Here is a 24,644-nt window from a genome sequence, read left to right as displayed (position 1 = left end):
AGATTCGAAGGCGCTTCTCAGCGAAGCGCATTGATCAGCCCTAGCCTACTCCGAGTCGGCGGCCCGCTCGTGCACCATCAGCGCGCGTTCAGCCCGATGTGCATCGAAACCGTGGTCCGACGGCCGGAAATGCGATGAGGGAGACCGCCGTGGCGGTCTCCCTCATCGCGAGGACGGATGCGACTCAGTGGAACGAGTCGCCGCACGCGCAGCTGCCCTGCGCGTTCGGGTTGTCGATCGTGAAGCCCTGCTTCTGGATCGTGTCCTCGAAGTCGATCGTCGAGCCGTCGAGGTACGGGACGCTCATCTTGTCGACCACGACCTCGACACCCTCGAAGTCCACGACCGCGTCGCCGTCGAGCAGGCGCTCGTCGAAGTACAGCTGGTAGATGAGGCCGGAGCATCCGCCGGGCTGGACGGCCACTCGCAGGCGCAGGTCGTCGCGGCCCTCCTGCGACAGGAGGCTGCGCACCTTGTCGGCAGCCGGATCGCTCAGCTTCACGCCGTGGGCGGCGTCGGTGATCGTGTCGCTCATATCGCTCCTCGATGAAGTACGGTCAGGCCGATTGTACCCGCGCAGGATGCGCGTTGGCCCTGAGGAGTCATCCGCCCCGGTGACGGGCGCAGGGCGCCCGTCACCCTTCCTCGGAACGGGACCGCTCCGCGCCCGCGCGTGCCTGCAGGCGTGCGAGCAGCGCGGCCTCGGCGAGCACCGCGCGGCGGAACACGCCGAGGTGGAGGGACTCGTTCGGGCTGTGGGCGCGCGAGTCGGGGTCCTCGACGCCCGTGACCAGGATCTGCGCCGTCGGGAACTCCTCGACGAGTTCGGCGATGAACGGGATCGAGCCCCCGACGCCGATGTCGACCGGCTCGGAGCCCCACGCCTCGGCCATGGCGGCCTTGGCGTCGGCGACCGCCCAGCCCGACGTGTCGACCAAGAACGGCTGGCCCGTGTCGATGTCGTCGATCTCGATGTGGGCGCCGAACGGCGCGTTGGCGTGCAGGTGGGCGCGCAGCGCCTCGAGCGCCTCCGCGGCGTCCTGTCCGGGCGCGATGCGGGCGCTGACGCGGACCGCGACGCGCGGGATGAGGGTGTTCGACGCGTTCGCCACCGTCGGCGCGTCGATCCCGGTGACCGTGATCGACGGCTGAGCCCAGATGCGCGAGAGGATCGGACCGCGGCCGATCGGCGCCACCCCGTCGAGGAGGCCGGTCTCGGCGCGGAGCTGGGCCTCGTCGTACGGCGGGGTCTCGAGCTCTGCCGAGGACAGCCCGGCGACGGCCACGGCGCCCTCGTCGTCGTGCAGGGTGCCGAGCAACCGGATGGCGGCGAGCATCGCATCCGGGACCGCGCCGCCGAACATGCCCGAGTGCGACGCGTGCGCGAGCGTCGAGACCGTGAGCCGGAAGGTCACGTTGCCGCGGAGGGCGACCGTGAGGGCCGGCGTCTCGACATCCCAGTTGTTCGAGTCGGCGACCACGATCGCGTCGGCCTCGAGCAGTTCGCGGTTCTCGCGGAGGAATGCCGAGAACGACCGCGACCCGAACTCCTCCTCCCCCTCGATGAAGAGGGCGATGCCGAGGTCGAGATCCGTGCCCAGCACGTCGACGAGTGCGCGGATCGCCGCCACGTGGGCCATGACGCCGGCCTTGTCGTCGGCCGCACCGCGGCCGTACAGTCGGTCGCCGCGGAGCGTCGGCTCGAAGGGCGTCGAATCCCAGTCCTCGTCGCGCCCGGGCGGCTGGACGTCGTGGTGCGCGTAGAGCAGGACGGTCGGCCGGCCGTTCCGCGCCTCGCGACGGGCGACCACAGCGGGGTGCCCCAGCTCGACGCCGTCGCCGATCGGCGCACGCCGGACATCCACCACATCGAAGACCCCGAGGCCGCGGACGAGCTCCGCGACGGCGTCGGCGCTGCGGGCCACCTGCTCGGGATCGAACGCCGCCCAGGAGACCGACGGGATCCGCACGAGGTCCGTGAGGTCGGCGACGGTCGACGGGAACCCCGCCTCGACCGCTGCGCGGAGTCGTGCCACGACCTGGGCGTGGTCGGTGTCGTCGGCGGCGAGGGCGCCTGAGGATGCGTCGGGTCGGGTCTGGCTCATGCGGCTAATCTTAAGAGGAACCGATTCGACGAGGACTCCCCCGTGGCCAAGCACCCCAAGACCGAGACGCCCGCTCCAGCACCCGACGACGCCGCACCCGCGACGCCGAAGGTCGGCAAGGGCGCACCCACCCCGACCCGTGCCGAGCGCGAGGCCGCGAACAAGCGCCCGCTCGTGCCGAACGACCGCAAGGAGGCCGCCCGGCAGGCGCGAGCCAAGGCCGCCGAGGCGCGCGAGCGCGCCCGCGTCGGCATGGCCGCCGGCGACGAGAAGTACCTGCCCGCCCGCGACCGCGGACCCCAGAAGAAGTTCGTCCGCGACTACGTCGACGCGCGCTTCAGCATCGGCGAGATCCTCATCCCGGTCATGTTCGTCGTGATCGTCCTCACGTTCGTCCCGAGCTACGAGGTCCAGACCATCGGGATCTTCGCCCTCTGGGGTTTCTTCCTGGTCTCCGTGGTCGACGTGATCATCCTCGGCTTCACGCTGCAGCGGAAGCTCGCGGCCAGGTTCGGCGCCACCAAGGTCGAGCGCTTCCGCTGGTATGCGGCGATGCGCGCGCTGCAGTTGCGCCCGCTCCGACTTCCGAAGCCCCAGGTCAAGCGCGGCCAGTACCCGGCCTGACCTACGACATGACGGATGCCGCGGCCTCGCACCGCGGCATCCGTCATGTTCGCTCGGCTCGCGGCGTCAGTCGCGTCGATACGCGCCGAGCCTGATGAGCGGGATCCGCGTCTCCTCGTCGGTGAGCGACCCGTGCTGGCCGACCATCTCCTCGCCCCGCCGATCCGCCTCGCGCCGGTCGTAGTAGGCGATGCCGGAACGGGCGGCGACGAGCACATCGGCGATGCGGTCGAGATTGCGCGGCTCGACATCGCCGTAGAGGCCCGCGGCGATCGCCTCGTCGCGCGTGACGATCCAGGCGCGGTCGCCCTCGGCGTCGCGCCAGCGATCGGCGACGGCGGCGCGCGCGTCCTCGTCGAGGTCGGGCTCGAGGACGAGCCCCAGGCAGCGGGGCTCGCCGGCGACGTGGCGGACGCCGTCGAGCAGGCCCGGCGCGGCATCGACGAAGACGTGCCGGTGCGGCGGCACGTCGAGCACGCCGTGGTCGGCCGTGACGAGGAGCCCGGTCCCTCGCGGCATCCGCCGTTCGAACTCGGCGACCTCGGCATCGAGGGTCTCGAGCGCCGCGATCCACCGGTCCGATTCCCACCCGTGCGCGTGCGCGACCTGGTCGAGTTCCGAGACGTAGACGTAGACGAGCGCCGGCCCCTCGCCGAGTACGCGGAGGGCCTCGGCGAAGCGGTCGGCGATCCGCGCCCCCGCACGGTACTCCGCGCCGCGCAGCACGGCCCGGGTGAAGCCCGAGGTCGCGTAGCGGGTGCCGCCGATCGCGACGGCGCGCACGCTCCGCTCCCCCGCGCGGTCGAACACGGTGTCGTGCGGCTGCCACGTCTCGGGGACCATGCGGTCGTCCCATCCGCTCAGCTGGTTCACGACGCGATCGTTCGCGCGGTCGGGAACGCGGTAGCCCATGAGGCCGTGCGCGCCCGGCATGAGGCCGGTCGCGAAGCTCGCGATGGCCGCGGCCGTCGTCGAGGGGAACACGGTGCGGATCACGTCGCGCTTCGCCATCGTCCCCGACAGGAATCGGGCATGACCCGCACGCGTGCGCAGATTCGAGGCGCCGAGCCCGTCGACGAGGACGACGACGGCCGAGTCGACGCCGGGGAGGTCGAACGGTCCGGCGCCCCCGCCGATGGAGGCGAGGGCGGCGGGCAGCACCCCGGTGAGCCGCGGGGCTCCGTCGGCGGGCACCGGTAGCATTGCTGGCATCGCGCCCAGTCTGGCACAGGCCGGGCGCGGTCCCGTTCCCCGCGCGTGCACGTGCACGCCCTGCTCAGAGACGACGAATGACCCCAGGCAGTAGCGAACCCTCCTCATCACCCATCGCCGAGCGGATCGACGAGATCGACGTCGCCGAAGAGATGCAGGGGTCCTTCCTGGAGTACGCCTACTCGGTCATCTACTCGCGTGCGCTCCCCGACGCCCGCGACGGCCTGAAGCCCGTCCAGCGCCGGATCCTGTACATGATGAGCGACATGGGGCTCCGCCCGGAGCGCGGCCACGTCAAGTCGGCGCGCGTCGTCGGCGAGGTCATGGGAAAGCTCCACCCGCACGGCGACAGCGCGATCTACGACGCCCTCGTCCGCCTCGCGCAGGCGTTCACGCTGCGCGTGCCGCTCGTCGACGGGCACGGCAACTTCGGCTCGCTCGACGACGGCCCCGCCGCCGCGCGCTACACCGAGGCGCGGATGGCGCCCGCCGCCGTGTCGATGACCGAGCACCTCGACGAGGACGTCGTCGACTTCGTCCCGAACTACGACAACTCGCACCAGCAGCCCGAGGTGCTGCCCGCCGCGATCCCGAACCTCCTCGTCAACGGTGCCAGCGGGATCGCGGTCGGCATGGCGACCAACATGGCGCCGCACAACCTGGTCGAGGTCGTCGCGGCCGCGCGGCACCTGCTTCGGAACCCGGAGGCGACGCTCGACGAGCTCATGGAGTTCGTGCCGGGTCCCGACTTCCCGTCGGGCGGCACGATCGTCGGGCTGTCGGGCGTGCGCGATGCGTACGCGACCGGGCGCGGCTCGTTCAAGACGCGCGCGAAGGTGTCCGTCGAGCAGATCACACCGCGCAAGGCCGGGCTCGTCGTCACCGAGCTGCCGTACCTCGTCGGTCCCGAGAAGGTCATCGAGAAGATCAAGGACGGCGTCAACGCCAAGAAGATCACCGGCATCTCGGATGTCGCCGACCTCACCGATCGCACGAAGGGGCTCCGCCTCGTCATCGGCGTCAAGACGGGCTTCAACCCGCAGGCCGTGCTCGAGCAGCTCTACCGCATGACGCCGCTCGAGGACTCGTTCAACATCAACAACGTCGCCCTGGTCGACGGGCAGCCCCAGACGCTCGGCCTCCGCGAACTGCTGGACGTCTACCTGGCCCACCGCATCCATGTCATCACGCGACGGTCGGAGTTCCGGCTCGCGCGCCGTCGCGAGCGGCTGCATCTCGTCGAGGGCCTGCTCATCGCGATCCTCGACATCGACGAGGTCATCCAGGTGATCCGCTCGAGCGACGATGCCGAAGCCGCCCGCACGCGCCTGGAAGAGGTCTTCGACCTCAGCCGCCTGCAGGCCGAGTACATCCTCGAGCTCCGCCTCCGACGGCTCACGAAGTTCTCCCGCATCGAACTCGAGGCCGAGCGCGACCAGCTGCTCGCCGAGATCGCGGCGCTCGAGGAACTGCTCGCGAGCGACGTGCGCATCCGCGAACAGGTCGCGGAGGAACTGGACCGCGCGGCCGACCTGTTCGGCACCCCGCGGCGCACCATGCTCACCGAGGCGCGCGTCCAGCCGAAGACGCGCAAGGCGGTCGACCCTGCGACGCTCGAGCACGCCGACGTGCCGTGCCGGGTCATCCTCGGTGCGACCGGCCGGATCGCCCGCGTCGACGCGCTCGAGGGCGAGACCGCCGTCACCCTCACTCCCCCGAGCCGGCGATCGAAGCACGACGCCGTGCGTTCCGAGCTCGCGACGACGAGCCGCACCGAGATCGGCGCGGTCACCTCGAAGGGGCGCCTGATCCGCTTCTCGCCGATGGACCTGCCCGCGCTGCCGCCGAACTCGGTGCAGCTCGGGGCGGGCGTGCGCATCGCCGACTACCTGGCGCTGCCCGACCGGAACGAGCAGGTGCTCGCCGTCGTCTCACTCGACTCGCAGCAGCCGATCGTGCTCGGCACCGAGCAGGGCGTCGTCAAGCGCGTCGCGCCCGGCAACTACCCGAACCGACCCGACTTCGAGATCGTCGCCCTGAAGCCGGGCGACCGGGTGGTCGGCGCGTCGCAGGGCGGTGACGACGACGAGCTCGTGTTCGTGACCGACGATGCGCAGCTGCTGCACTTCCCCGCGTCCGCCGTCCGACCTCAGGGCTGCGCGGCCGGCGGCATGGCCGGCATGAAGCTCGACGCCGAGGCGCGCGTGATCACGTTCACGGCACTGCCGCGTGCCGACGTCGAGTCGTCCGTCGTCGTCACCGTGGCGGCAGCCGCCGACACGCTGCTCGGCGCCGACCCGGGCGCGGCGAAGGTCTCCAACTTCGCCGAGTTCCCCGGCAAGGGGCGAGCGACCGGCGGCGTCCGCGCGCACCGGTTCCTCAAGGGCCAGGACGGGCTCTCCGTCGCCTGGGTCGGGCCCGGGCCGGCACGTGCCCTCGGGACGGACGGCTCGCTGCGCACGCTCCCCGAAGGTGGCGCGAAGCGCGACGGTTCGGGCCAGACGCTCGACGCCGTCGTCCAGGTGATCGGTCGCGCCATCCGCTGACGCAGGCCCTCGTTCGCGGGCGCGTTCAGGCGTCGATGCGGTCGCGCGTGAGCGCCGCGGCGCTGTCGACGATGAACTCCTTGCGCGGGGCGACCTCGTTGCCCATGAGGAGCTCGAACACGCGTCCGGCATTCTCGGCGTCGGCCACGCCAACCCGCCGGAGCGTTCGGTGCCGTCGGTCCATCGTGGTCGATGCGAGCTGGTCGGCGTCCATCTCGCCGAGGCCCTTGTAGCGCTGGATCGGGTCCTGGTACCGCTTGCCCTGCTTCCGGAGCGTCGCCAGCACGCCCGCGAGTTCCTTCTCGGAGTACGTGTAGATCACGTCGTTCGGCTTCGAACCGGGGTTCATGACCACGACCCGATGCAGCGGCGGCACCGCCGCGAAGACGCGGCCGTCCTCGATCATCGGGCGCATGTAGCGGAAGAAGAGCGTGAGCAGCAGGGTGCGGATGTGGGCGCCGTCGACGTCGGCGTCGCTCATGATGATGACCTTGCCGTAGCGCGCCGCCGAGAGATCGAAGCTCCGGCCCGAACCCGCCCCGATCACCTGGATGATCGAGGCGCACTCCGCGTTGCCGAGCATGTCGGCGATGGACGCCTTCTGCACGTTGAGGATCTTGCCGCGGATCGGCAGGAGCGCCTGGTGCTCGCTGTCGCGCGCGAGCTTCGCGGTCCCGAGGGCCGAGTCGCCCTCGACGATGAACAGCTCGCTCTGCGCGACATCCGTCGACCGGCAGTCGACCAGCTTCGCCGGAAGCGACGAGGTCTCGAGGGCGTTCTTGCGCCGCTGCGTCTCTTTGTGGGTGCGCGCCGAGATGCGCGCCTTCATCTCGGAGACTACCTTCTCGAGCACCATCGACGTCTGCGCCTTGTCGTCGCGCTTCGTCGACGCGAAGCGCTCGCCGAGCGCCTTCTGCACGACGGAGGCCACGATCGAGCGCACCGCCGGCGTGCCGAGGACCTCTTTCGTCTGCCCCTCGAACTGCGGCTCGGGCAGTCGCACGGTGAGCACCGCGGTGAGACCGGCGAGCACGTCGTCCTTGTCGAGCTTGTCGTTGCCGACCTTCAGGCGCCGGGCGTTCTGTTCGACCTGCTGTCGGATGAACTTCAGCAGCCCCTGCTCGAAGCCGGACTGGTGCGTGCCGCCCTTGGGCGTCGCGATGATGTTCACGAAGCTGCGCATCACCGTGTCGTACCCCGTGCCCCATCGCAGCGCGATGTCGACGTGGCAGTGCCGCTCGACATCGGTCGGGATCATCGCGCCGTGGTCGTTCAACACCGGCACGGTCTCGGTGAAGCGGCCGTCGCCGGTCAGGCGCCAGACGTCGGTGACGGGCCCGTCGACCGAGAGGTGCTCCGCGAACTCGGAGATCCCGCCCTCGAAGTGGAATCGGTGCGTCTCCGGCTCCTCGCCACGCTCGTCTGAGACCGTGATCGCGAGGCCCGGAACGAGGAACGCGGTCTGTCTGGCGCGGTTCAGGAGGTCTTCGAGCTGGAAGCTCGCGCCGCGAGCGAAGATCTGCGGGTCGGCCCAGTAGCGGACGCGCGTGCCCGTCACCGCCTTGGCGACACGCCCGACCTTGCGCAGTTCGCTCGACTGCTCGAACGGGCGGAACACCGCGGCCGGCGACGGCGCTCCCGTGTCGTCGAAGACGCCCGGTTCGCCGCGGTGGAACGACATGGCCCACGTTGCCCCGCCGCGGTCGACCTCGACGTCGAGGCGCTCGGAGAGGGCGTTGACGACCGACGCCCCGACACCGTGGAGCCCGCCCGAGGCGGAGTACGAGCCGGACCCGAACTTGCCGCCGGCGTGCAGCTTCGTGAACACGACCTCGACGCCGGTGAGGCCGGTCTTCGGCTCCACGTCGACCGGGATGCCGCGGGCGCGGTCGCGCACCTCGACGCTGTCGTCGGCATGCAGCACGACGTCGATCTCGGTGCCGTGGCCCGCGAGCGCCTCATCGACCGAGTTGTCGATGATCTCCCAGAGGCAGTGCATCAGCCCGCGCGAGTCGGTCGAGCCGATGTACATGCCCGGTCGCTTGCGGACCGCCTCCAGGCCCTCGAGGACGGAGAGATGGCGGGCGGAATAGTCGGAGCTCACGTCGCACAAGCCTAGTGAGGGCCGCCCCCGTTCCCGCCCAGGCGCTTCGCGCAGAGCGAAATGCAGCGCCGCACGGAAGGTTCGCGGGTGGAGTCGTGTTTTCATTGAGTGACGGAAACGGCTCGTGATCTACGGAGGAGGCGCCATGAACCAGACCACCGACACCGGTGCGGTCGACGAACTCGACACCCCGCACGAGCTCACGGCGCTCGACCGTTGCGACGCCTGCGGCGCTCAGGCCTACATCCGCGTGGTCGTCGCGAGCGGCGAGCTCCTCTTCTGCGCCCACCACGGTCGCAAGCACGAGGAGAAGCTGTCGCAGATCGCCCACAGCTGGCACGACGAGTCGAGCAGGCTCCTCACCGACACGCGCAACTGACGCGCGTCCCACGACGACGAGAACGCCCCCGGAGGAATCCGGGGGCGTTCGTTCGTGATGACGTCGTTCGCGAGCTCAGGTGGCGGAGGCCGCCACGCCCGCGGCGCGCAGCTGCTGTGCGCGGGCGGCGGCGGCGTACCGGTCGACCTCGTGGGCCCGCTCCCCCGGCGCGTACTCGAGCCCCGCGCGCTCGCACGCGCGCACCAGCATCGCGTCGGCGAGCTGCGGGTTCTTGGCGAGCACCGGCCCGTGCAGGTGCGTGCCGATGACGTCGCCCATGCGCACGCCCTCCTGGCCGGAGCCGCGACCGTTGCCCGAACCGGCCCGGACCCGCCCCAGGGGCGAGGCCTCCGCACCGACGTAGTCGCGCGCGTGGTTCTCGAATCCCACGAGGAGGCCGAGGCCGCCGGAGGCCGCGACCACCAGGTCGCCCGCGACACGGCCGTCGCGCGGAACCGCGCGCCCCGCGAGGATGCCGAGGCCCTCGATGCTCCCACCGTCGGGCAGTTCGATGCCCCAGCCGAGCAGCTCCCACCCGGTGCCGACCGCGAGGATCGGAACGCCCTCGGTGCCCCACCGGCGGAGGTCGTCGTGGAGTCCGAGCAGGACCTGACGGCTCCGCTCGAGCGACGAGTCGCTCCCCGAACCGAGCACGACGGCGTCGACCCGCTCGGGCAGGTCCTCGGGCGCCTCGACCGGAACGACCCGCACGTCGAGGCCGGCCCATCGGGCACGCGCGGCGAGGACGGCGGCGTTCTCGGCGTCGCCGTTCGTGTTCTGCAGCGAGGGCAGCAACGAGACGATGGTGAGGGTCATTCCGCTCCAGTGAGGCCGAGGTGCGCACGCGTCCGCCGCATGGCGTCGGCGGTGAAGACGATCGTCTTCACGCCGACCGCCGGGGCGGGCGCAGCCAGGAAGTCGTCGAGTGCGCGGCCGAGGTCGTGCTCGACGCGATCGATCCCGACGCCGTCGTACGCGAGCATCAGGGCGGCCTCGTCGGCCTTCGATCCGCTCACGATCGAGATCCGGCCGAGGGACGAGGCATCCGTCGGCCAGAAGTAGGACGGGTCGCGCACGTCGGACCCGACCGCGAAGAGGATCTGCTCGGTGCCCGGGGCGATGCTGTCGACGTTGAGCTGATAGCTCGCGGGGTTCTGCACGAGCACGAAGTCCACCTCCTGCCCGCGGACGCTCACGCGCTCGCCACGTCCGAAGACGGCCGGGATGGCGCTGAGTGCCCGTGCGGCGATCTCCGGGTCGAACTGCTCCCCGAGGACGGCGCGCGCGGTCGCGTACGCGGCGGCCGCGTCGACGGCGTAGTGCGTGCCACGTGCGGGCAGCCCGATCGCGACGTCGAGACCGGCATCCGCCAGGACGGCCGATGCCCCGTCGACGGATGCCACGACCACGCCGGCGGCCCGGTCGAGGCGCACCGGATTCGTCTCGGTGTGTCCGAGTCCGCGGGGGGCTGCGGCGAGGACCTCCGGCGAGACGCCGAACCGCCGGACCTCGACGCCCTCGCCGAGCCCGGCGGCGATCCGCTCCAGGTAGGCGTCGTCGGCGTTCACGACGACGGAGCCGTGCGCGCGTGCCGCGATCGTCGCGAGCATGTCGGCGACCATCTCGGAGTCGTGGAATCGGTCGATCTGGTCGACCATGACGTTGGTCAGCGTCACGACCCTGGCGTCGACGCCCGCCATGACGCGCGCGCCGTGGCCCTCGTCCATCTCGAGCACCGCGACGTCGCCCGGAACCCGCCCGCGCCAGTCGGCCTGCTCGAGCAGCGCGGACGTGAGACCCTGGCTGATGTTCGCGGTCGAGGGATTCGTGAAGACCGACTCGCCGTGCGCTCGGAGGATCGCGACGAGCATCTTCGTCGTCGTGGACTTGCCGCTCGAGCCGGAGACGACGACGAGGCCGCGGGGGAACCCGGAGAGCGTCGTGCGGAGGTAGCCGGGGGCGATCGTGTTGACGACGAGGCCGGGCACCGCCGAACCGCCGCCCGGCTTGCGCAGCCGGGCGGCGACCCTGGTGAGCCGGCCGACGAGGATCGCCGGCGCGTACTTCACGTGCGGCCTACTCGAGGTAGTCGCGGAGCGACTGGGAGCGCGACGGGTGGCGGAGCTTCGCCATCGTCTTCGACTCGATCTGGCGGATGCGCTCGCGCGTCACGCCGAAGGTGTCGCCGATCTGGTCGAGCGTCTTCGGCATGCCGTCGCCGAGGCCGAAGCGCATGCGGATGACGCCCGCCTCGCGCTCGCTCAGGGAGTCGAGCAGCGACTCCAGCTGCTTCTGCAGCATCGTGAACCCGACCGCGTCGGCCGGGACGACCGCCTCGGTGTCCTCGATGAGGTCGCCGAACTCGCTGTCGCCGTCCTCGCCGAGCGGGGTGTGCAGCGAGATCGGCTCGCGACCGTACTTCTGCACCTCGATGACCTTCTCGGGGGTCATGTCGAGTTCCTTCGACAGCTCCTCCGGGGTGGGCTCGCGGCCCAGGTCCTGGAGCATCTGCCGCTGGACGCGTGCCAGCTTGTTGATGACCTCGACCATGTGCACGGGGATGCGGATGGTGCGGGCCTGGTCGGCCATCGCGCGGGTGATCGCCTGGCGGATCCACCACGTCGCGTAGGTCGAGAACTTGAAGCCCTTCGTGTAGTCGAACTTCTCGACCGCACGGATGAGGCCCAGGTTGCCCTCCTGGATGAGGTCCAGGAACTGCATGCCGCGGCCCGTGTAGCGCTTCGCGAGCGAGACCACGAGGCGGAGGTTCGCGCCGAGCAGGTGGCTCTTGGCCCGCTGGCCGTCGCGGGCCACCCACTGCAGCTCACGACCGAGCTGCGAGCGCTTCTCGGCGTCGGACATGTGCGAGAGCTTCTCCTCGGCGAACAGGCCCGCCTCGATCCGCATCGCCAGCTCGACCTCTTCGGCCGCGTTCAGGAGCGCGACCTTTCCGATCTGCTTGAGGTAGTCCTTGACCGGATCGGCCGTCGCGCCGGTGATGGTCGTGGAGTAGACGGGGATCTCGTCCTCGTCGTCGGACGCACGGAGGACGATCGCGCCGGTCGGGTGGGGCTCGATGGCCGCCGGCTTGGCCTCCTCGTCGTCGCCGGACTCGTCGCTCGACTCCTCGCCGGCCGCCTCGTCGGAGGTGTCCTCGGCCGCGGCGACCTCGATCTCGGCGTCGTCGTCGAGCTCCTCCTCGTCGGTGTTGTCGGCGCCCTTCGCCTTGGCGCTCTTCGCCTTCGCGCCCTTCGCGGTCGACGTTCGAGGCGTCTTCGACGCCGGCGTGGCGCTCTTCTTCGATGCGGTGCTCTTGGACGACGCGGCCTTGGTGGCCGGGGCCTTCGTCGACTTCGACGCCGGCGCCCGCTTGGTCGAGCCCCCGGCGCGGGGCGCCTCGGCCGACTCGTCGGTCGTCGGCGTGGTGGTCTTGGCTGCCATGTGTACTGAACCTCTTCCTCACCGTCGCACGGCGCCTGCCCCTGGGTGGGCCGGCCGTGCGGTCTGACTGCGTCGCGACCCGGTGATTTCGGACACGATGAGGACCCATGTCAAGTCCGCAGCTGCGGCGACGCGAGTCGCACGGCGGACCAGAACGGGTCCTTCCCCCCATTATACAGGCCGCGACGCGTCGACCGCCCGCGACGACACGGGTTCCGGGGCGCGATTCGACCTGCACACACAGCAACGTCCGGCGCGGTGCCGGCATTCCCCGCGCGATGCGGTCAGGCGTCGCCGACGTCGCGGTTGCGCCGCCGGGCGAGGAACTTCTCGAGTTCGGCGCCGATCTCGTCCGCAGACGGGAGCTCGCCGTCCTCGTCCGTGAGGGGCGAGCGCAGGCTCGTGCCCTCCATGTAGTCGTCGTGACGTTCCTCGAGCGTGTGGACCAGCTTCGCGAGTTCGCCGTTCTCGGCGACCTGCTCGTCGATGCGTGCCGTGAACTCGCGCCCCTGCTCGCGCAGCGAATCCGTCGGGAAGATGCGGCCCGTCGATGCGCTCACCGCCTCGAGCGCCGCGACCGCGGCCGACGGGAACTCCGCGTCCGACAGGTAGTGCGGCACCAGGAGCACGAATCCCGTCGTCGGGTGCCCCTGCGTCTGCAGGCGGTACTCGACGAGGTGCAGCGCGTTCGCCGGCACCTGGGTCGTCGGCCGCCACACGGACATCGCCTCGATGAGGTCGGTCCGGTTCCCGCTCACGGTCACGCCGATCGGCCGGGTGTGCGGCACCGGCATCGGGATCGAGTTGATCCATGTGGTCGAGGACACTTCGAAGCGTTCGATGAGGCCGAGCACCGCGGCACCGAAGCGCTCCCACTGGAAGTCGGGTTCGAAGCCCGTGAGCAGCAGGAAGGGCTGACCGAGCTCGTCCCGCGCCAGGTCGAGCGAGAGCCTCGGCGGCCGGTAGTCGGTGAGGTGGTCGCCCTCGAAGAGGATCACCGGGCGCCGCGCACGGTAGTCGAGCAGCTGGTCGGCGTCGAAGGTGGCCACGACCTCGCTGTCGAGCGTCGTCAGCAGGTACTCCGTGGTCTGGGCGACCGCCGATCCGGCGTCGGCGAACCCCGTGAGCCCGGCGACGAGCGGGAGTCCGAGGGGCACCTCGACGTCGGCGTTCAGCTCGTACAGGGATCGGGGATCGCGCATACGTCAAGGGTACCGAGGGCCCCGCCGCACCCGGCCGCGACCACGTCGCGCCGGCAACGCTCGGAGCGAACAGCGGATGCGGGTCCGCTCGTGGGGAACACCTACGATCGATGCCATGTCCGTTCCCTCGATCGAACTCACGACCTCCCCCGCCGACACGTCCGACGCCGATGCCGTCGTCGTGCCCGTCCGCCGCGCCGGCGACGGCCCCGCGCCGCTCGTCGACGGCGCGTTCGAGTGGGTCGGCCCGGCCCTCGCACGGCTGGGCGCCAAGGGCGGGCTCGACGAGGTCACCAAGCTCCCGGCTCCGGAGGGCGACGGCCTCGTGGTCGCGACGGGCGTCGGCGAGACGTCGGATGCCGCATCGCTGCGGCACGCGGGCGGTGCCGCGCTCCGCGCCCTCTCCTCCGCGACGTCGGTCGCGCTCGCCGGCGGCGGTCTCGACGCCGACCTCGCCGAGGCGTTCGTCGAGGGCGCCGCCCTCGGTGCGTACACGTTCACCGAGTACCGCGAGGGGCCGACCGGCCCCGAGGAACTCCTCCTCCACACCGCGCACGACGCCGAGGCCGTCCGCCTCGAGCGCGTCCGCCGCATCGTCGCCGCGGTCGCACGGACGAAGGATCTCGTCAACACCGCCCCCAACGACCTGCCGCCCGCCGTGCTCGCCGACCTCGCCTCGCAGGCCGCCGAATCGGCGGGCGTCATGGTCCGCATCTACGATGAGGCCGCTCTCGCCGAGGGTGGCTTCAACGGCATCCTGGCGGTCGGCGGCGGCTCGTCGCGTCCGCCGCGACTCGTCCGCCTGGAGTACGCGCCGGCCGGGGCATCCGCTCACCTCGCGCTGGTCGGCAAGGGGATCACGTTCGACTCCGGCGGGCTCTCGCTGAAGCCCGGCGCCTCGATGGTCGGCATGAAGTCCGATATGGCGGGCGCCGCCGCCGTCCTCGCCGCGGTCGTCGCGCTCGCCGAGCTCGACGTGCCCGTCCGGGTGACCGGATGGCTGTGCCTGGCCGAGAACATGCCCTCCGGCACCGCGGCACGGCCGAACGACGTGATCCGGATGAAGGGCGGCACGACGGTCGAGGTGCTGAACACCGACGCCGAGGGGCGCCTCGTCATGGCCGACGCGCTCGCCGCGGCGAGCGAGGAGCAGCCCGATGCGATCGTCGACGTCGCGACCCTCACCGGCGCCCAGGTCGTGGCGCTGGGCAACCGCATCACGGGACTCATGGGAGAGGACGACCTCGTCGCCGAGATCCGTGGGGCAGCGGATGTCGCGGGCGAACCCACCTGGCCCATGCCGCTTCCCGACGACCTCCTCCCGCTGCTGAAGTCCGATGTGGCCGACCTCGCGAACACGAAGCTCGGCACCGTGGTGCCGGGCATGCTGCTCGCGGGCGTCTTCCTCCAGCAGTTCGTCGGTCACCGCGACGGCGACGATTCCCCCCGGATCCCGTGGGCGCACCTCGACATCGCCGGGCCCTCGTACAACACCGCCGCGCCCTGGGGATTCACCGGGGCGGGCGGCACCGGCGCGGCCGTGCGCACCCTCATCGCACTGGGCGAACGGGTCTCCGCCAGGTAGTACAGTCGTCTGGGGCGATCCTCGCCCCAGACGTTCCCCGGCCACGAAACCGGGTGACTCGCGCCGCAGATCCGAAGCGCAAGGGAGATTCCGTTTGTCCGAGCAGAACTTTGACCTCGTCATCCTCGGAGGCGGCAGCGGGGGGTACGCGGCGGCGCTGCGCGCCGTCCAGCTCGGCCTCAGCGTGGCCCTCGTCGAGAAGGACAAGCTCGGCGGCACGTGCCTGCACCGGGGCTGCATCCCGACGAAGGCGCTCCTGCATGCGGCAGAGGTGGCCGACAGCTCGCGCGAGTCGGAGAAGTTCGGCGTCAGGTCCAGCTTCGAGGGCATCGACGTGGCGGCGGTGACCCGCTACCGCGAGGGCATCGTCTCGAGCAAGTTCAAGGGCCTCCAGGGCCTCATCAAGGCTCGCGGAATCACGGTCGTGGAGGGCGAGGGCCGCCTCGAGGGACCGAAGACCGTCGTCGTCGGCGACCAGCGTCTCGTCGGCACGAACGTCGTCCTCGCCACGGGATCGTACTCGCGCTCGCTGCCCGGGCTCGAGATCGCAGGTCGCGTCATCACGAGCGAGCAGGCGCTCGAGCTCGACTTCGTCCCGAAGAAGGTGGCGATCCTCGGCGGCGGCGTCATCGGCGTGGAGTTCGCGAGCGTGTGGCGCTCGTTCGGCTCCGAGGTCACGATCATCGAGGCGCTCCCCCACCTCGTCCCCAACGAGGAGGAGTCGATCTCGAAGCAGCTCGAGCGCGCGTTCCGCAAGCGCGGCATCGACTACAAGCTCGGCGTCCGGTTCCAGGGCGTCACGCAGCACGACGACGGCGTCGTCGTGACGCTCGAGAACGGCGACACCGTGGAGGCCGAGCTGCTGCTCGTCGCCGTCGGTCGCGGCCCGGTCACCCAGAACCTCGGATACGAAGAGGCCGGCGTCACTGTCGACCGCGGCTTCGTCATCACGAACGAGCGCCTCGAGACGAGCGTTCCCGGTGTCTACGCCGTGGGCGACATCGTTCCCGGCCTCCAGCTCGCGCACCGCGGATTCCAGCAGGGCATCTTCGTCGCCGAGGAGATCGCGGGCCTGAATCCGATCATCGTCGAGGACGTGAACGTCCCGAAGGTCACGTACTGCGAGCCCGAGGTCGCCTCGGTCGGCTACACCGAGGCGCGCGCTGCCGAGAAGTTCGGCGCCGACCAGGTGTCCTCCTACGAGTACAACCTCGCCGGCAACGGCAAGAGCCACATCCTCGAGACGAGCGGATCGATCAAGGTCGTCCGCGTCAACGACGGCCCGGTGGTGGGCGTGCACATGATCGGCGCCCGCGTGGGCGAGCTCATCGGCGAGGCCCAGCTCGCCGTGAACTGGGAGGCCTACCCCGAGGACATCGCCCCGCTGATCCACGCGCACCCGACGCAGAACGAGGCACTCGGCGAGGCGTTCCTGAAGCTCGCGGGCAAGCCGCTCCACGCGCTCTGACCCCGTCGCGCCGAAATACGACTGCAATAAGCTAGAACGCGTCACACGCTGTGAAGGAGACAAGCGAATGAGCGAATCCGTCAGCCTCCCGGCACTCGGCGAGAGTGTCACCGAGGGCACGGTCACCCGCTGGCTGAAGAACGTGGGAGACCGAGTCGAGGTCGACGAGCCGCTGCTCGAGGTTTCGACCGACAAGGTCGACACCGAGATCCCGTCGCCCGTCGCGGGCGTCATCGAGGCGATCCTCGTCCAGGAGGACGAGACCGTCGAGGTCGGCACTGCGCTCGTGACCATCGGAGACGGGTCGGGCGGCGGAGATGCACCCGCCGAGCAGCCGCAGGCCGAGGCTCAGGCCGAGGCTCCTGCTCCCGAGGCCGCGCCGGCCCAGGCTCCCGCTCCGGCGGAGGCACCGGCGCAGCCCGCTCCCGCTCCCCAGGAGGCTCCGGCCCCCCAGGAGGCGCCGGCGCAGCAGGCTCCGGCCCCCCAGGAGGCACCGGCGCAGCAGGCTCCGGCCCCCCAGGAGGCACCGGCGCAGCAGGCTCCGGCCCCGGCCCCGCAGCAGGCCCCCGCCCAGGAGACTCCGGCTCAGCCGACCGCGCCCGCGGCACCCGAGCAGGCCCCGGCCGCCCAGTCCGCAGCCCCCGCTCAGCAGGCTCCGGCACCCGAGCAGGCCCCGGCCGCCCAGCAGGGCGGCGCGCACGCCGGAACCTCCGGCTACGTGACCCCGATCGTCCGGAAGCTCGCGAACGAGCAGGGCGTCGACCTCGCGTCGGTCACCGGCACGGGAGTCGGCGGCCGCATCCGCAAGCAGGACGTGCTCTCGGCCGGCGCTCCCGCGCCCGCCGCCGAGGCGCCCGCCGCGAAGGCCGAGCGCCAGCCGCTCGAGACGTCCCCGCTGCGCGGTACCACGCAGCCGATGACCCGCCTGCGCAAGGTGGTCGCGGAGCGCGCGGTCGTGTCGATGCAGTCGACGGCGCAGCTCACCTCGGTCGTCGAGGTCGACGTCACCCGCGTGGCACGCCTCCGCGACCGCGTCAAGGGCACGTTCCAGGAGAAGACCGGCACCAAGCTGTCCTTCCTGCCGTTCTTCGCACTGGCCGCGGTCGAGGCGCTCCGCGCGTACCCGATCATCAACTCGACGGTCGACGGCGACGCCATCGTCTACCCGGAGCACGAGAACCTCAGCATCGCGGTCGACACCGAGCGCGGCCTGCTCACGCCGGTCGTGCGCGATGCGGGCGAGCTCGACATCGCCGGACTCGCCGCCCAGATCGCCGACCTGGCCGAGCGCACCCGCAACAACCAGCTCAAGCCCGACGAGCTCGCGGGCGGCACCTTCACGCTGACCAACACCGGGTCGCGCGGCGCGCTGTTCGACACGCCGGTCGTGTTCCTCCCGCAGACCGCGATCCTGGGCACGGGCGTCGTCGTCAAGCGCCCGGTCGTGATCTCCGAGGACGGTTCCGACGCGATCGCGATCCGTTCGATGGTCTACCTCGCCCTGTCGTACGATCACCGCATCATCGACGGTGCCGACGCGGCCCGCTTCCTGACGGCGGTCAAGGCCCGCCTCGAGGAAGGCGACTTCGAGGGCGACCTCGGCATCTAGTCGAACCATTCCCGCAGACGCCAACCGGCCTCGCTCCGCATCATCAGGAGCGAGGCCGGTTCGCGTTCGTCAGCGAACGGCACGCTCAGCACGACCGCGTCGCCGAGTTCGGCGGTGACCGAGATCGCGGAGAGATCGGCCGGCACCGCTGCGACGGGCTCGCTCGACGCGATCGCGGCGAGGTCTCGCGCCTCGATCGGAGCACCGGGTTGCGCGTAGGCGGCGATGCACGCCAGGTCGCGGCCGGCGAGGCATCCCGCTCGGATCTCGAGCAACGTGGCGGCCGCCTCGATCGGGTCGCCGTGGTCCGGCACGATCGCACCACCGTCCGTCGCTCCCCCGTCAGGTTGAGGGTCGGCGTCGTTCGGTGACGCCTCTCCGGCCCCTGCCTCCGGCGACGGCGCCACGGTCGAACTCGTGGGCGACGTCGGCGCGACCACCGATCGATCCGCGACCTCCGGACCGGCGGCAGCGGGCGGCACCGCCGTGAGCAGGAGGACGAGGGCGGCCGCGCCCGCGAATCCCCCCGTCGCGAGGACGGCCGGCCGTCGCCGCATCCACTTCGTGATCCGCTGACGCGCGATCCCGACGACCCCTGCGTCGATCGCCTGCCCCAACCCATCGGCGAGACCCGGCAGTTGCGCCAGTTCGCCGAGTCGGCGTGCCGCGCTCCGTCGTGCCTCGCCTTCTCGGGCCGAGGCCGGATCGACCGGCGACGCGTCCGAGACGGGCGGGAGCGGATGCCCCGGGGCGAGCTCCATTCGGTGGGAAGTGGGGTCGGACCCGACCGGGACCGGAACCACGCGTGACGGCAGGGCTCCGGCGTGCGACGGTCGGATCGGGATCACGAGCGGGGTCGGATCGGCGACGGCGAACAGCGCACGCTCGATCGCTGCGTGGTCGGGGGCGAAGGGGCGGTCGTGCAGCATTCGGTGCGCGAGTTCGAGCGGCGGGCGGAAGCGCCCGGGTTCGCTCGAGGCGTCCACGACCGCCTCCATCAGTGCCAGGAGCGCGGCATGCGCCCGCCGGGCTCGCTCCGTGCGCTCCGGAGCGCTGACGCGTGCGCCGGTGCGCTCGAGCGCACCGAGTCCGATCAGCCGCGGACGGCCGGTCCCGTCGACGAGCACGTCGGACGGCGCGAGGCGGGAATGGACGAGATCACGGCGCGCCAGGTCTCGGGTGGCGACCACCAGCGGCGCAAGCGCGGTCACGACCTGCCCGGGCGAGAGGTCCGCGGCGTCGAGGATCGAGGCGAGCGAACGGCCGTCGATGCGTTCGACGACGACGCAGGCGCGACCGTCGGGGAGCGTCGCGAGGTCGAGGAGCCGAGGCACGGTGCCGGTCGGATCGTGCTCCATGGCCTCGATCTCCGTCGCGATCGCCTCGTCGTCGGCGGCGCGGTCGTAGACGCGCAGGACCACGATCACGGGCGCCGGGTCTCGCTCGTCGGGCGACGCCCCGGCGAATCGCTCCGCGACCGCCAGGTGCACGTCGGCCCGCTCGCCGGACGCGAGCCGCCGAAGCAGCCGATAGCCCGCGAGCGCGGTGGTCGGAGGACTCGGCGGGTCCGCGGTCGGAGGAACTGGAGCGGGGAGGTTGCTGCGACGCCCACCGGAGCGGGCCTCACGTCGCGAACGGAGGGCCATGCGGACCGACGATGCCGCAGGGCTCCGGGCGCCGGAGGCGGCCGAGCCGCACGCGGTGCACGACCGCTCGGCCGACCGGACGGTGGAGGACGGGACGCCGCCTAGACTGGGCGCATGCTCGACTACGTCGACACGGGGCTAAGCGCCAACTCCGTGCCGTACAACGAGGGCCTCGCCCTCCAGCGCGCCGTCCACCAGGCGGTGGTCTCCGGTCAGCGACCGGACACCGTCATCCTCCTCGAACACGAGCCGGTCTACACCGCAGGCAAGCGGACCGCCCCCGACGAACGACCGACCGACGGCACCCCCGTCATCGATGTCGACCGCGGTGGCAAGATCACCTGGCACGGTCCCGGCCAGCTCGTCGGCTACCCGATCCTTCGTCTCGCCGAGCCCATCGACGTCGTCGGCTACGTCCGCCGGCTCGAGGGCGTGCTGATCGACGTCCTCGTCGGGTTCGGCATCGACGGCCGCCGCGTCGACGGCCGGTCGGGGGTCTGGATCGTCCGCGACGGCGTCGAGGAGAAGATCGCCGCGATCGGCATCAGGGTGGCCGAGGGCGTGACCATGCACGGGTTCGCCCTGAACTGCTCGAACTCGCTCGAGCCGTACGCGAAGATCGTCGCCTGCGGCATCCGCGATGCGGGCGTCACGACCATGTCGAACGTGCTCGGACGCACCATCGCGCCCGTCGAGGTCGCCGGCGCGGTCCGCGCCCGCCTCGACGCCGAGTTCGCTCCGGCGGTGGCCGCATGAGCGCCGATCCCGGCGGGCGGCGGATGCTTCGCCTCGAGGTCCGCAACGCCGAGACCCCCATCGAGCGCAAGCCCGAGTGGATCAAGACCCGCGCGAAGATGGGGCCCGAGTACCGCCAGCTCCAGCAGCTCGTGAAGAGCGAGGACCTGCACACGGTCTGCCAGGAGGCGGGCTGCCCGAACATCTACGAGTGCTGGGAGGACCGCGAGGCGACCTTCCTCATCGGCGGTTCGCAGTGCACGCGGCGGTGCGACTTCTGCCAGATCGACACCGGCAGGCCCGCCGACTACGACGTCGACGAACCGCGTCGCGTCGCCGAGTCCGTGGTGCGGATGCAGCTGCGCTATTCGACGGTCACGGGCGTCGCGCGCGACGACCTGCCCGACGAGGGCGCCTGGCTCTATGCCGAGACGATCCGCCAGATCCACGCCCAGTCCCCCGGCACGGGCGTCGAGATCCTCGTGCCCGACTTCTCCGGGAATCCCGAGCTGCTCGGCGAGGTGTTCTCCGCACGCCCCGAGGTCTTCGCGCACAACGTCGAGACGGTCCCGCGCATCTTCAAGCGGATCCGCCCGGCGTTCCGCTACGAGCGTTCGCTCGACGTGATCACGCAGGGCCGCGATGCGGGACTGATCACGAAGTCGAACCTGATCCTCGGCATGGGCGAGGAGCGGGCGGAGGTCTCGCAGGCGCTCCGCGACCTGCACGACGCCGGCACCGACATCATCACCATCACGCAGTACCTCCGACCGAGCCCGCGCCACCTCCCGGTCGCGCGATGGGTGCGTCCGGAGGAGTTCGTCGAGATGAAGGCGGAGGCCGAGGAGATCGGGTTCCTCGGGGTCCTCGCCGGGCCGCTCGTTCGCTCCTCGTACCGCGCCGGGCGCCTCTGGGCGCAGTCGATGCACGCGAAGGGCCGCGAACTCCCGGAAGAGCTCGCTCACCTCGCCGACGCGTCGCTCGGATTCGCCCAGGCGGTCGGCTGAACGAGGCCGTGCACGACGGATGGCACGGGGCCGCTCGGATCCGCGAAGCGCGGTCCGAGCGGCCCCGTCGCCGCCGGTATCCTTGACGCATGGCACGCACCAAGGACGCCGGGTCCGCTCCCAAGCCCCCGAAGGAGCCCGGCCGCATGAAGCAGATGTGGCAGGTCTTCCAGATGACCCGCCGCTACGACTCCAGCGCCCAGTGGCTCATGCTCCTCGGCTTCCTGGCGCCCGTCGCCGTCGGCCTGGGCCTCGCCCTCTGGCTGAGCGGCGGCAACGGCTTCACGATCGCCCTCTGGATCATCGCCGGCGTCCTCGCGGGCCTGCTCATCGCGCTGGTGATCCTCGGTCGCCGAGCGGAGCGCGCCGCCTACTCGCAGATCGACGGCCAGCCCGGTGCGGTCGGTGCGGTGCTCCGCAGCGGGCTCCGAGGCAGCTGGGTCGGCAACGAGATGCCGGTCGCCGTGAACGGCAAGACCCAGGATGCGGTCTATCGCGCCGTCGGGCGCGGTGGGGTCGCCCTCATCAGCGAGGGGCCTCGCTCGCGGACCGAGCGCATGCTCGCCGACGAGAAGCGCAAGGTCGAGCGCGTACTCCCGAACGTCCCCGTCACCACGCTCTCGGTCGGACACGAGGAGGGCTCCGTCGAATTGCACCGCCTCGCCGCGACGCTCCGGAAGACCAAGCGCAGCCTCACCAAGCCCGAGGTCCTCGCGGTCACGAACCGGCTCAACTCGCTGCAGGCCCCGCTGCCCATTCCGAAGGGCGTCGACCCGATGCGGGTGCGTCCGCAGCGCGGTCGCATGCGCTGACCTGCGACGACTCCACGCGGCATCCGTTCACCAGGGCGGATGCCGCGGTCGTCTCCGCCATCCGAAGTACCGGGACGTACCGGTCCGCCGAGGGCGCCGGTCAGGCGCGGATCAGAACCGTGCCGGCGACCTTGTCGTGGAAGCCGCGCTGGTCCGAGTCCCAGACGAGCGCGGGGACGACGACCACGAGCAGGAGGGTGCGGACGACCGGACGCCAGAGCCCGATCCATCCGCCGCGGATCGGCACCACGCGCATGCCGAGCAGGCGATGGCCGACGCTTCCGCCGATGGTCGGGATGAACAGGATCTGCATGAGGGCGAAGATGCCGAGCGTCGCCCAGGACTGCGCCGTCGAGGCGTAGGGGCCGACGAGGAGCGCGATGACGTTCGCGATGAGCCAGTCGATCATGAGCGCCGCGATGCGGCGCCCGACGCGTCCGACCGAACCGATGCCCTCCTCGGGAAGGCCCAGGCGTTCGCCGGGGTAGGTGCTCGGGGGGATGTCGCCGGTCGGCGTCGAGGGGTCTGGCACCGCACGAGTCTACCGAGCGCCGGCCGTGTAACACGGTCGAAACATCGGTGTCACGGCAGGGAAACCCCATCCGGATAGCGTCGCAACCGGTCGAACGACTGCGTCCTCGCCCTCTACCTTCCCTTGGAGCACCGTCACATGTTCAGTGATTCTTCCGAAGTCCTCAAGTTCATCAAGGAGACGGACGTCAAGTTCCTCGACATCCGCTTCACCGACCTTCCGGGTGTGCAGCAGCACTTCAACATCCCGGCCTCCACCGTCGATGAGGACTTCTTCACCGTCGGCCAGCTGTTCGACGGCTCCTCGATCCGCGGGTTCGCGTCGATCCACGAGTCCGACATGCAGCTCATCCCCGACGTCTCGACGGCCTACGTCGACCCGTTCCGCGCCGAACGGACGCTGATCATGGTCTTCGACATCTACAACCCGCGCAACGGCGAGATCTACGGCAAGGACCCGCGTCAGGTCGCCAAGAAGGCCGAGAAGTACCTTGCGTCGACCGGCATCGCCGACACCGCGTTCTTCGCACCGGAGGCGGAGTTCTACATCTTCGACGACGTCCGCTACGAGGTGAAGCAGAACTCCAGCTTCTTCTCGGTCGACTCGAGCGAGGGCGCCTGGAACTCCGGCCGCGAGGAAGAAGGCGGGAACCTCGCCAACAAGACCGCCTACAAGGGCGGCTACTTCCCCGTGTCGCCGGTCGACCAGCACGCCGACCTCCGCGACGACATCGTGCTGAAGCTCATCGAGGCGGGCCTCGAGGTCGAGCGATCGCACCACGAGGTCGGCACCGCGGGCCAGGGCGAGATCAACTACAAGTTCGACACGATGGTCCACGCGGCCGACGACATCCTGAAGTTCAAGTACATCGTCAAGAACACGGCCAACGAGTGGGGCAAGACCGCCACGTTCATGCCGAAGCCGCTCTTCGGCGACAACGGTTCGGGCATGCACACCCACCAGTCGCTCTGGAACGACGGCAAGCCGCTGTTCTACGACGAGGCCGGCTACGGCGGGCTCTCCGACGTGGCGCGCTGGTACATCGGCGGCATCCTCAAGCACGCCCCCGCGATCCTCGCGTTCACGAACCCGACCGTGAACTCCTACCACCGCCTCGTGCCGGGCTTCGAGGCACCGGTCAACCTCGTGTACTCCGCGGGCAACCGCTCGGCGGCGATCCGCATCCCGATCACGGGCACCAACCCGAAGGCCAAGCGCATCGAGTTCCGCGCACCGGATGCCTCGGGCAACCCCTACCTCGCGTTCGCCGCGCAGCTGATGGCGGGCCTCGACGGCATCAAGAACCGCATCGAGCCGCACGAGCCGGTCGACAAGGACCTCTACGAGCTGCCGCCCGAGGAGGCCAAGGCCATCCCGCAGGTCCCCGGTTCGCTCGACGCCGTGCTCGACGCGCTCGAGGCCGACCACGACTTCCTGCTCGAGGGCGGCGTGTTCACCAAGGAGCTCATCGAGACCTGGATCGACTACAAGCGCGAGAAGGAGCTGAAGCCGCTGGCCCAGCGTCCGCACCCGTTCGAGTACGAGCTGTACTACGGCGTCTGATCTCTCTCCCCCATCCCCCCAGAGAGCCGAGGGCCCGTGTCGCATCTGCGGCACGGGCCCTCGTGTCGTTCTCG

20 protein-coding genes are annotated in these 24,644 nt (G+C 70.9%); 10 read left to right on the top strand and 10 right to left on the bottom strand.

What is annotated here, in order from left to right; translation table 11 throughout:
- Positions 1–184: 184 nt before the first annotated feature.
- Together erpA and ACIQH8_RS10985 are read right to left on the bottom strand one after the other, a co-directional pair.
- Positions 185–535, bottom strand: a complete 351-nt coding sequence (gene erpA, locus ACIQH8_RS10990) for an iron-sulfur cluster insertion protein ErpA (protein ID WP_155051258.1) — start codon at positions 533–535, stop codon at positions 185–187.
- 100 nt (positions 536–635) lie between these two features.
- Positions 636–2,105, bottom strand: a complete 1,470-nt coding sequence (locus ACIQH8_RS10985) for a dipeptidase (RefSeq protein WP_400998412.1) — start codon at positions 2,103–2,105, stop codon at positions 636–638.
- 42 nt (positions 2,106–2,147) lie between these two features.
- Between ACIQH8_RS10985 and ACIQH8_RS10980 the strand changes: the two genes are divergently transcribed.
- Positions 2,148–2,729 (top strand): DUF3043 domain-containing protein, encoded by a 582-nt coding sequence (locus tag ACIQH8_RS10980; RefSeq protein ID WP_400998410.1) that lies wholly within the window; start codon positions 2,148–2,150, stop codon positions 2,727–2,729.
- Between the two features lie 66 nt (positions 2,730–2,795).
- Here ACIQH8_RS10980 and ACIQH8_RS10975 read toward each other — a convergent pair whose 3' ends face one another.
- A complete protein-coding gene (locus ACIQH8_RS10975) occupies positions 2,796–3,941 on the bottom strand; it encodes an alkaline phosphatase family protein (RefSeq protein ID WP_400998408.1) in 1,146 nt (381 codons plus the stop codon).
- A 77-nt stretch (positions 3,942–4,018) separates the two neighbouring features.
- Between ACIQH8_RS10975 and ACIQH8_RS10970 the strand changes: the two genes are divergently transcribed.
- Entirely contained in the window at positions 4,019–6,487 is a 2,469-nt protein-coding gene (locus tag ACIQH8_RS10970; protein ID WP_400998405.1) for a DNA topoisomerase (ATP-hydrolyzing) subunit A, read from the top strand.
- Between the two features lie 25 nt (positions 6,488–6,512).
- On the opposite strand, the gene ACIQH8_RS10965 is transcribed toward ACIQH8_RS10970, so the two are convergent.
- Positions 6,513–8,591 (bottom strand): type IIA DNA topoisomerase subunit B, encoded by a 2,079-nt coding sequence (locus tag ACIQH8_RS10965; RefSeq protein ID WP_400998402.1) that lies wholly within the window; start codon positions 8,589–8,591, stop codon positions 6,513–6,515.
- A 145-nt stretch (positions 8,592–8,736) separates the two neighbouring features.
- Here ACIQH8_RS10965 and ACIQH8_RS10960 point away from each other — a divergent pair, with 145 nt between their 5' ends.
- A complete protein-coding gene (locus ACIQH8_RS10960) occupies positions 8,737–8,970 on the top strand; it encodes a hypothetical protein (protein ID WP_155051263.1) in 234 nt (77 codons plus the stop codon).
- Positions 8,971–9,045: 75 nt separating this feature from the next.
- Here the strand turns inward: ACIQH8_RS10960 and ACIQH8_RS10955 are convergent, their stop codons facing one another.
- The 4 genes from ACIQH8_RS10955 to ACIQH8_RS10940 form a co-directional block, all read right to left on the bottom strand.
- A complete protein-coding gene (locus tag ACIQH8_RS10955; RefSeq protein ID WP_400998398.1) occupies positions 9,046–9,786 on the bottom strand; it encodes a type 1 glutamine amidotransferase in 741 nt (246 codons plus the stop codon).
- Positions 9,783–11,039, bottom strand: a complete 1,257-nt coding sequence (locus ACIQH8_RS10950; RefSeq protein ID WP_400998395.1) for a Mur ligase family protein — start codon at positions 11,037–11,039, stop codon at positions 9,783–9,785. The genes ACIQH8_RS10955 and ACIQH8_RS10950 overlap by 4 nt, the downstream gene beginning before the upstream one ends.
- Positions 11,040–11,046: 7 nt before the next feature.
- A complete protein-coding gene (locus ACIQH8_RS10945; protein WP_400998392.1) occupies positions 11,047–12,411 on the bottom strand; it encodes an RNA polymerase sigma factor in 1,365 nt (454 codons plus the stop codon).
- Positions 12,412–12,695: 284 nt separating this feature from the next.
- Positions 12,696–13,613: a proteasome assembly chaperone family protein gene (locus ACIQH8_RS10940; protein WP_400998389.1), complete on the bottom strand. Its 918-nt coding sequence runs from the start codon at positions 13,611–13,613 to the stop codon at positions 12,696–12,698.
- 115 nt (positions 13,614–13,728) lie between these two features.
- Between ACIQH8_RS10940 and ACIQH8_RS10935 the strand changes: the two genes are divergently transcribed.
- From ACIQH8_RS10935 to sucB, 3 genes are all read left to right on the top strand, one after another.
- Positions 13,729–15,198, top strand: coding sequence for a leucyl aminopeptidase (locus ACIQH8_RS10935; RefSeq protein WP_400998386.1), 1,470 nt, complete (start codon positions 13,729–13,731; stop codon positions 15,196–15,198).
- Between the two features lie 94 nt (positions 15,199–15,292).
- Complete coding sequence (gene lpdA / locus ACIQH8_RS10930) at positions 15,293–16,666, top strand: dihydrolipoyl dehydrogenase (protein ID WP_400998383.1); 1,374 nt, start codon at positions 15,293–15,295, stop codon at positions 16,664–16,666.
- A 67-nt stretch (positions 16,667–16,733) separates the two neighbouring features.
- A complete protein-coding gene (gene sucB, locus ACIQH8_RS10925; RefSeq protein WP_400998380.1) occupies positions 16,734–18,275 on the top strand; it encodes a 2-oxoglutarate dehydrogenase, E2 component, dihydrolipoamide succinyltransferase in 1,542 nt (513 codons plus the stop codon).
- On the opposite strand, the gene ACIQH8_RS10920 is transcribed toward sucB, so the two are convergent.
- Positions 18,272–19,765 (bottom strand): hypothetical protein, encoded by a 1,494-nt coding sequence (locus ACIQH8_RS10920; protein ID WP_400998377.1) that lies wholly within the window; start codon positions 19,763–19,765, stop codon positions 18,272–18,274. The two genes, sucB and ACIQH8_RS10920, sit on opposite strands and share 4 nt — an antisense overlap.
- A gap of 270 nt (positions 19,766–20,035) precedes the next feature.
- Between ACIQH8_RS10920 and lipB the strand changes: the two genes are divergently transcribed.
- The 3 genes from lipB to ACIQH8_RS10905 all read left to right on the top strand — a co-directional run bounded on the left by lipB (position 20,036) and on the right by ACIQH8_RS10905 (position 22,475).
- Entirely contained in the window at positions 20,036–20,677 is a 642-nt protein-coding gene (gene lipB / locus ACIQH8_RS10915; protein ID WP_400998374.1) for a lipoyl(octanoyl) transferase LipB, read from the top strand.
- Entirely contained in the window at positions 20,674–21,663 is a 990-nt protein-coding gene (lipA, locus tag ACIQH8_RS10910; RefSeq protein WP_400998371.1) for a lipoyl synthase, read from the top strand. Before lipB ends, lipA begins: the two co-directional genes overlap by 4 nt.
- A gap of 89 nt (positions 21,664–21,752) precedes the next feature.
- Positions 21,753–22,475, top strand: a complete 723-nt coding sequence (locus tag ACIQH8_RS10905; protein ID WP_400998368.1) for a DUF4191 domain-containing protein — start codon at positions 21,753–21,755, stop codon at positions 22,473–22,475.
- 100 nt (positions 22,476–22,575) lie between these two features.
- Here ACIQH8_RS10905 and ACIQH8_RS10900 read toward each other — a convergent pair whose 3' ends face one another.
- Complete coding sequence (locus ACIQH8_RS10900) at positions 22,576–23,007, bottom strand: RDD family protein (RefSeq protein ID WP_400998365.1); 432 nt, start codon at positions 23,005–23,007, stop codon at positions 22,576–22,578.
- A 138-nt stretch (positions 23,008–23,145) separates the two neighbouring features.
- Here ACIQH8_RS10900 and glnA point away from each other — a divergent pair, with 138 nt between their 5' ends.
- Positions 23,146–24,570, top strand: coding sequence for a type I glutamate--ammonia ligase (glnA, locus tag ACIQH8_RS10895; protein ID WP_400998362.1), 1,425 nt, complete (start codon positions 23,146–23,148; stop codon positions 24,568–24,570).
- Positions 24,571–24,644: the final 74 nt, after the last annotated feature.

It is taken from the genome of Agromyces sp. GXQ0307, assembly GCF_044769845.1.
GTDB lineage: Bacteria > Actinomycetota > Actinomycetes > Actinomycetales > Microbacteriaceae > Agromyces.
Note: the sequence above shows the minus strand (reverse complement) of the source record. Positions and strands in the feature narration are given on the sequence as shown.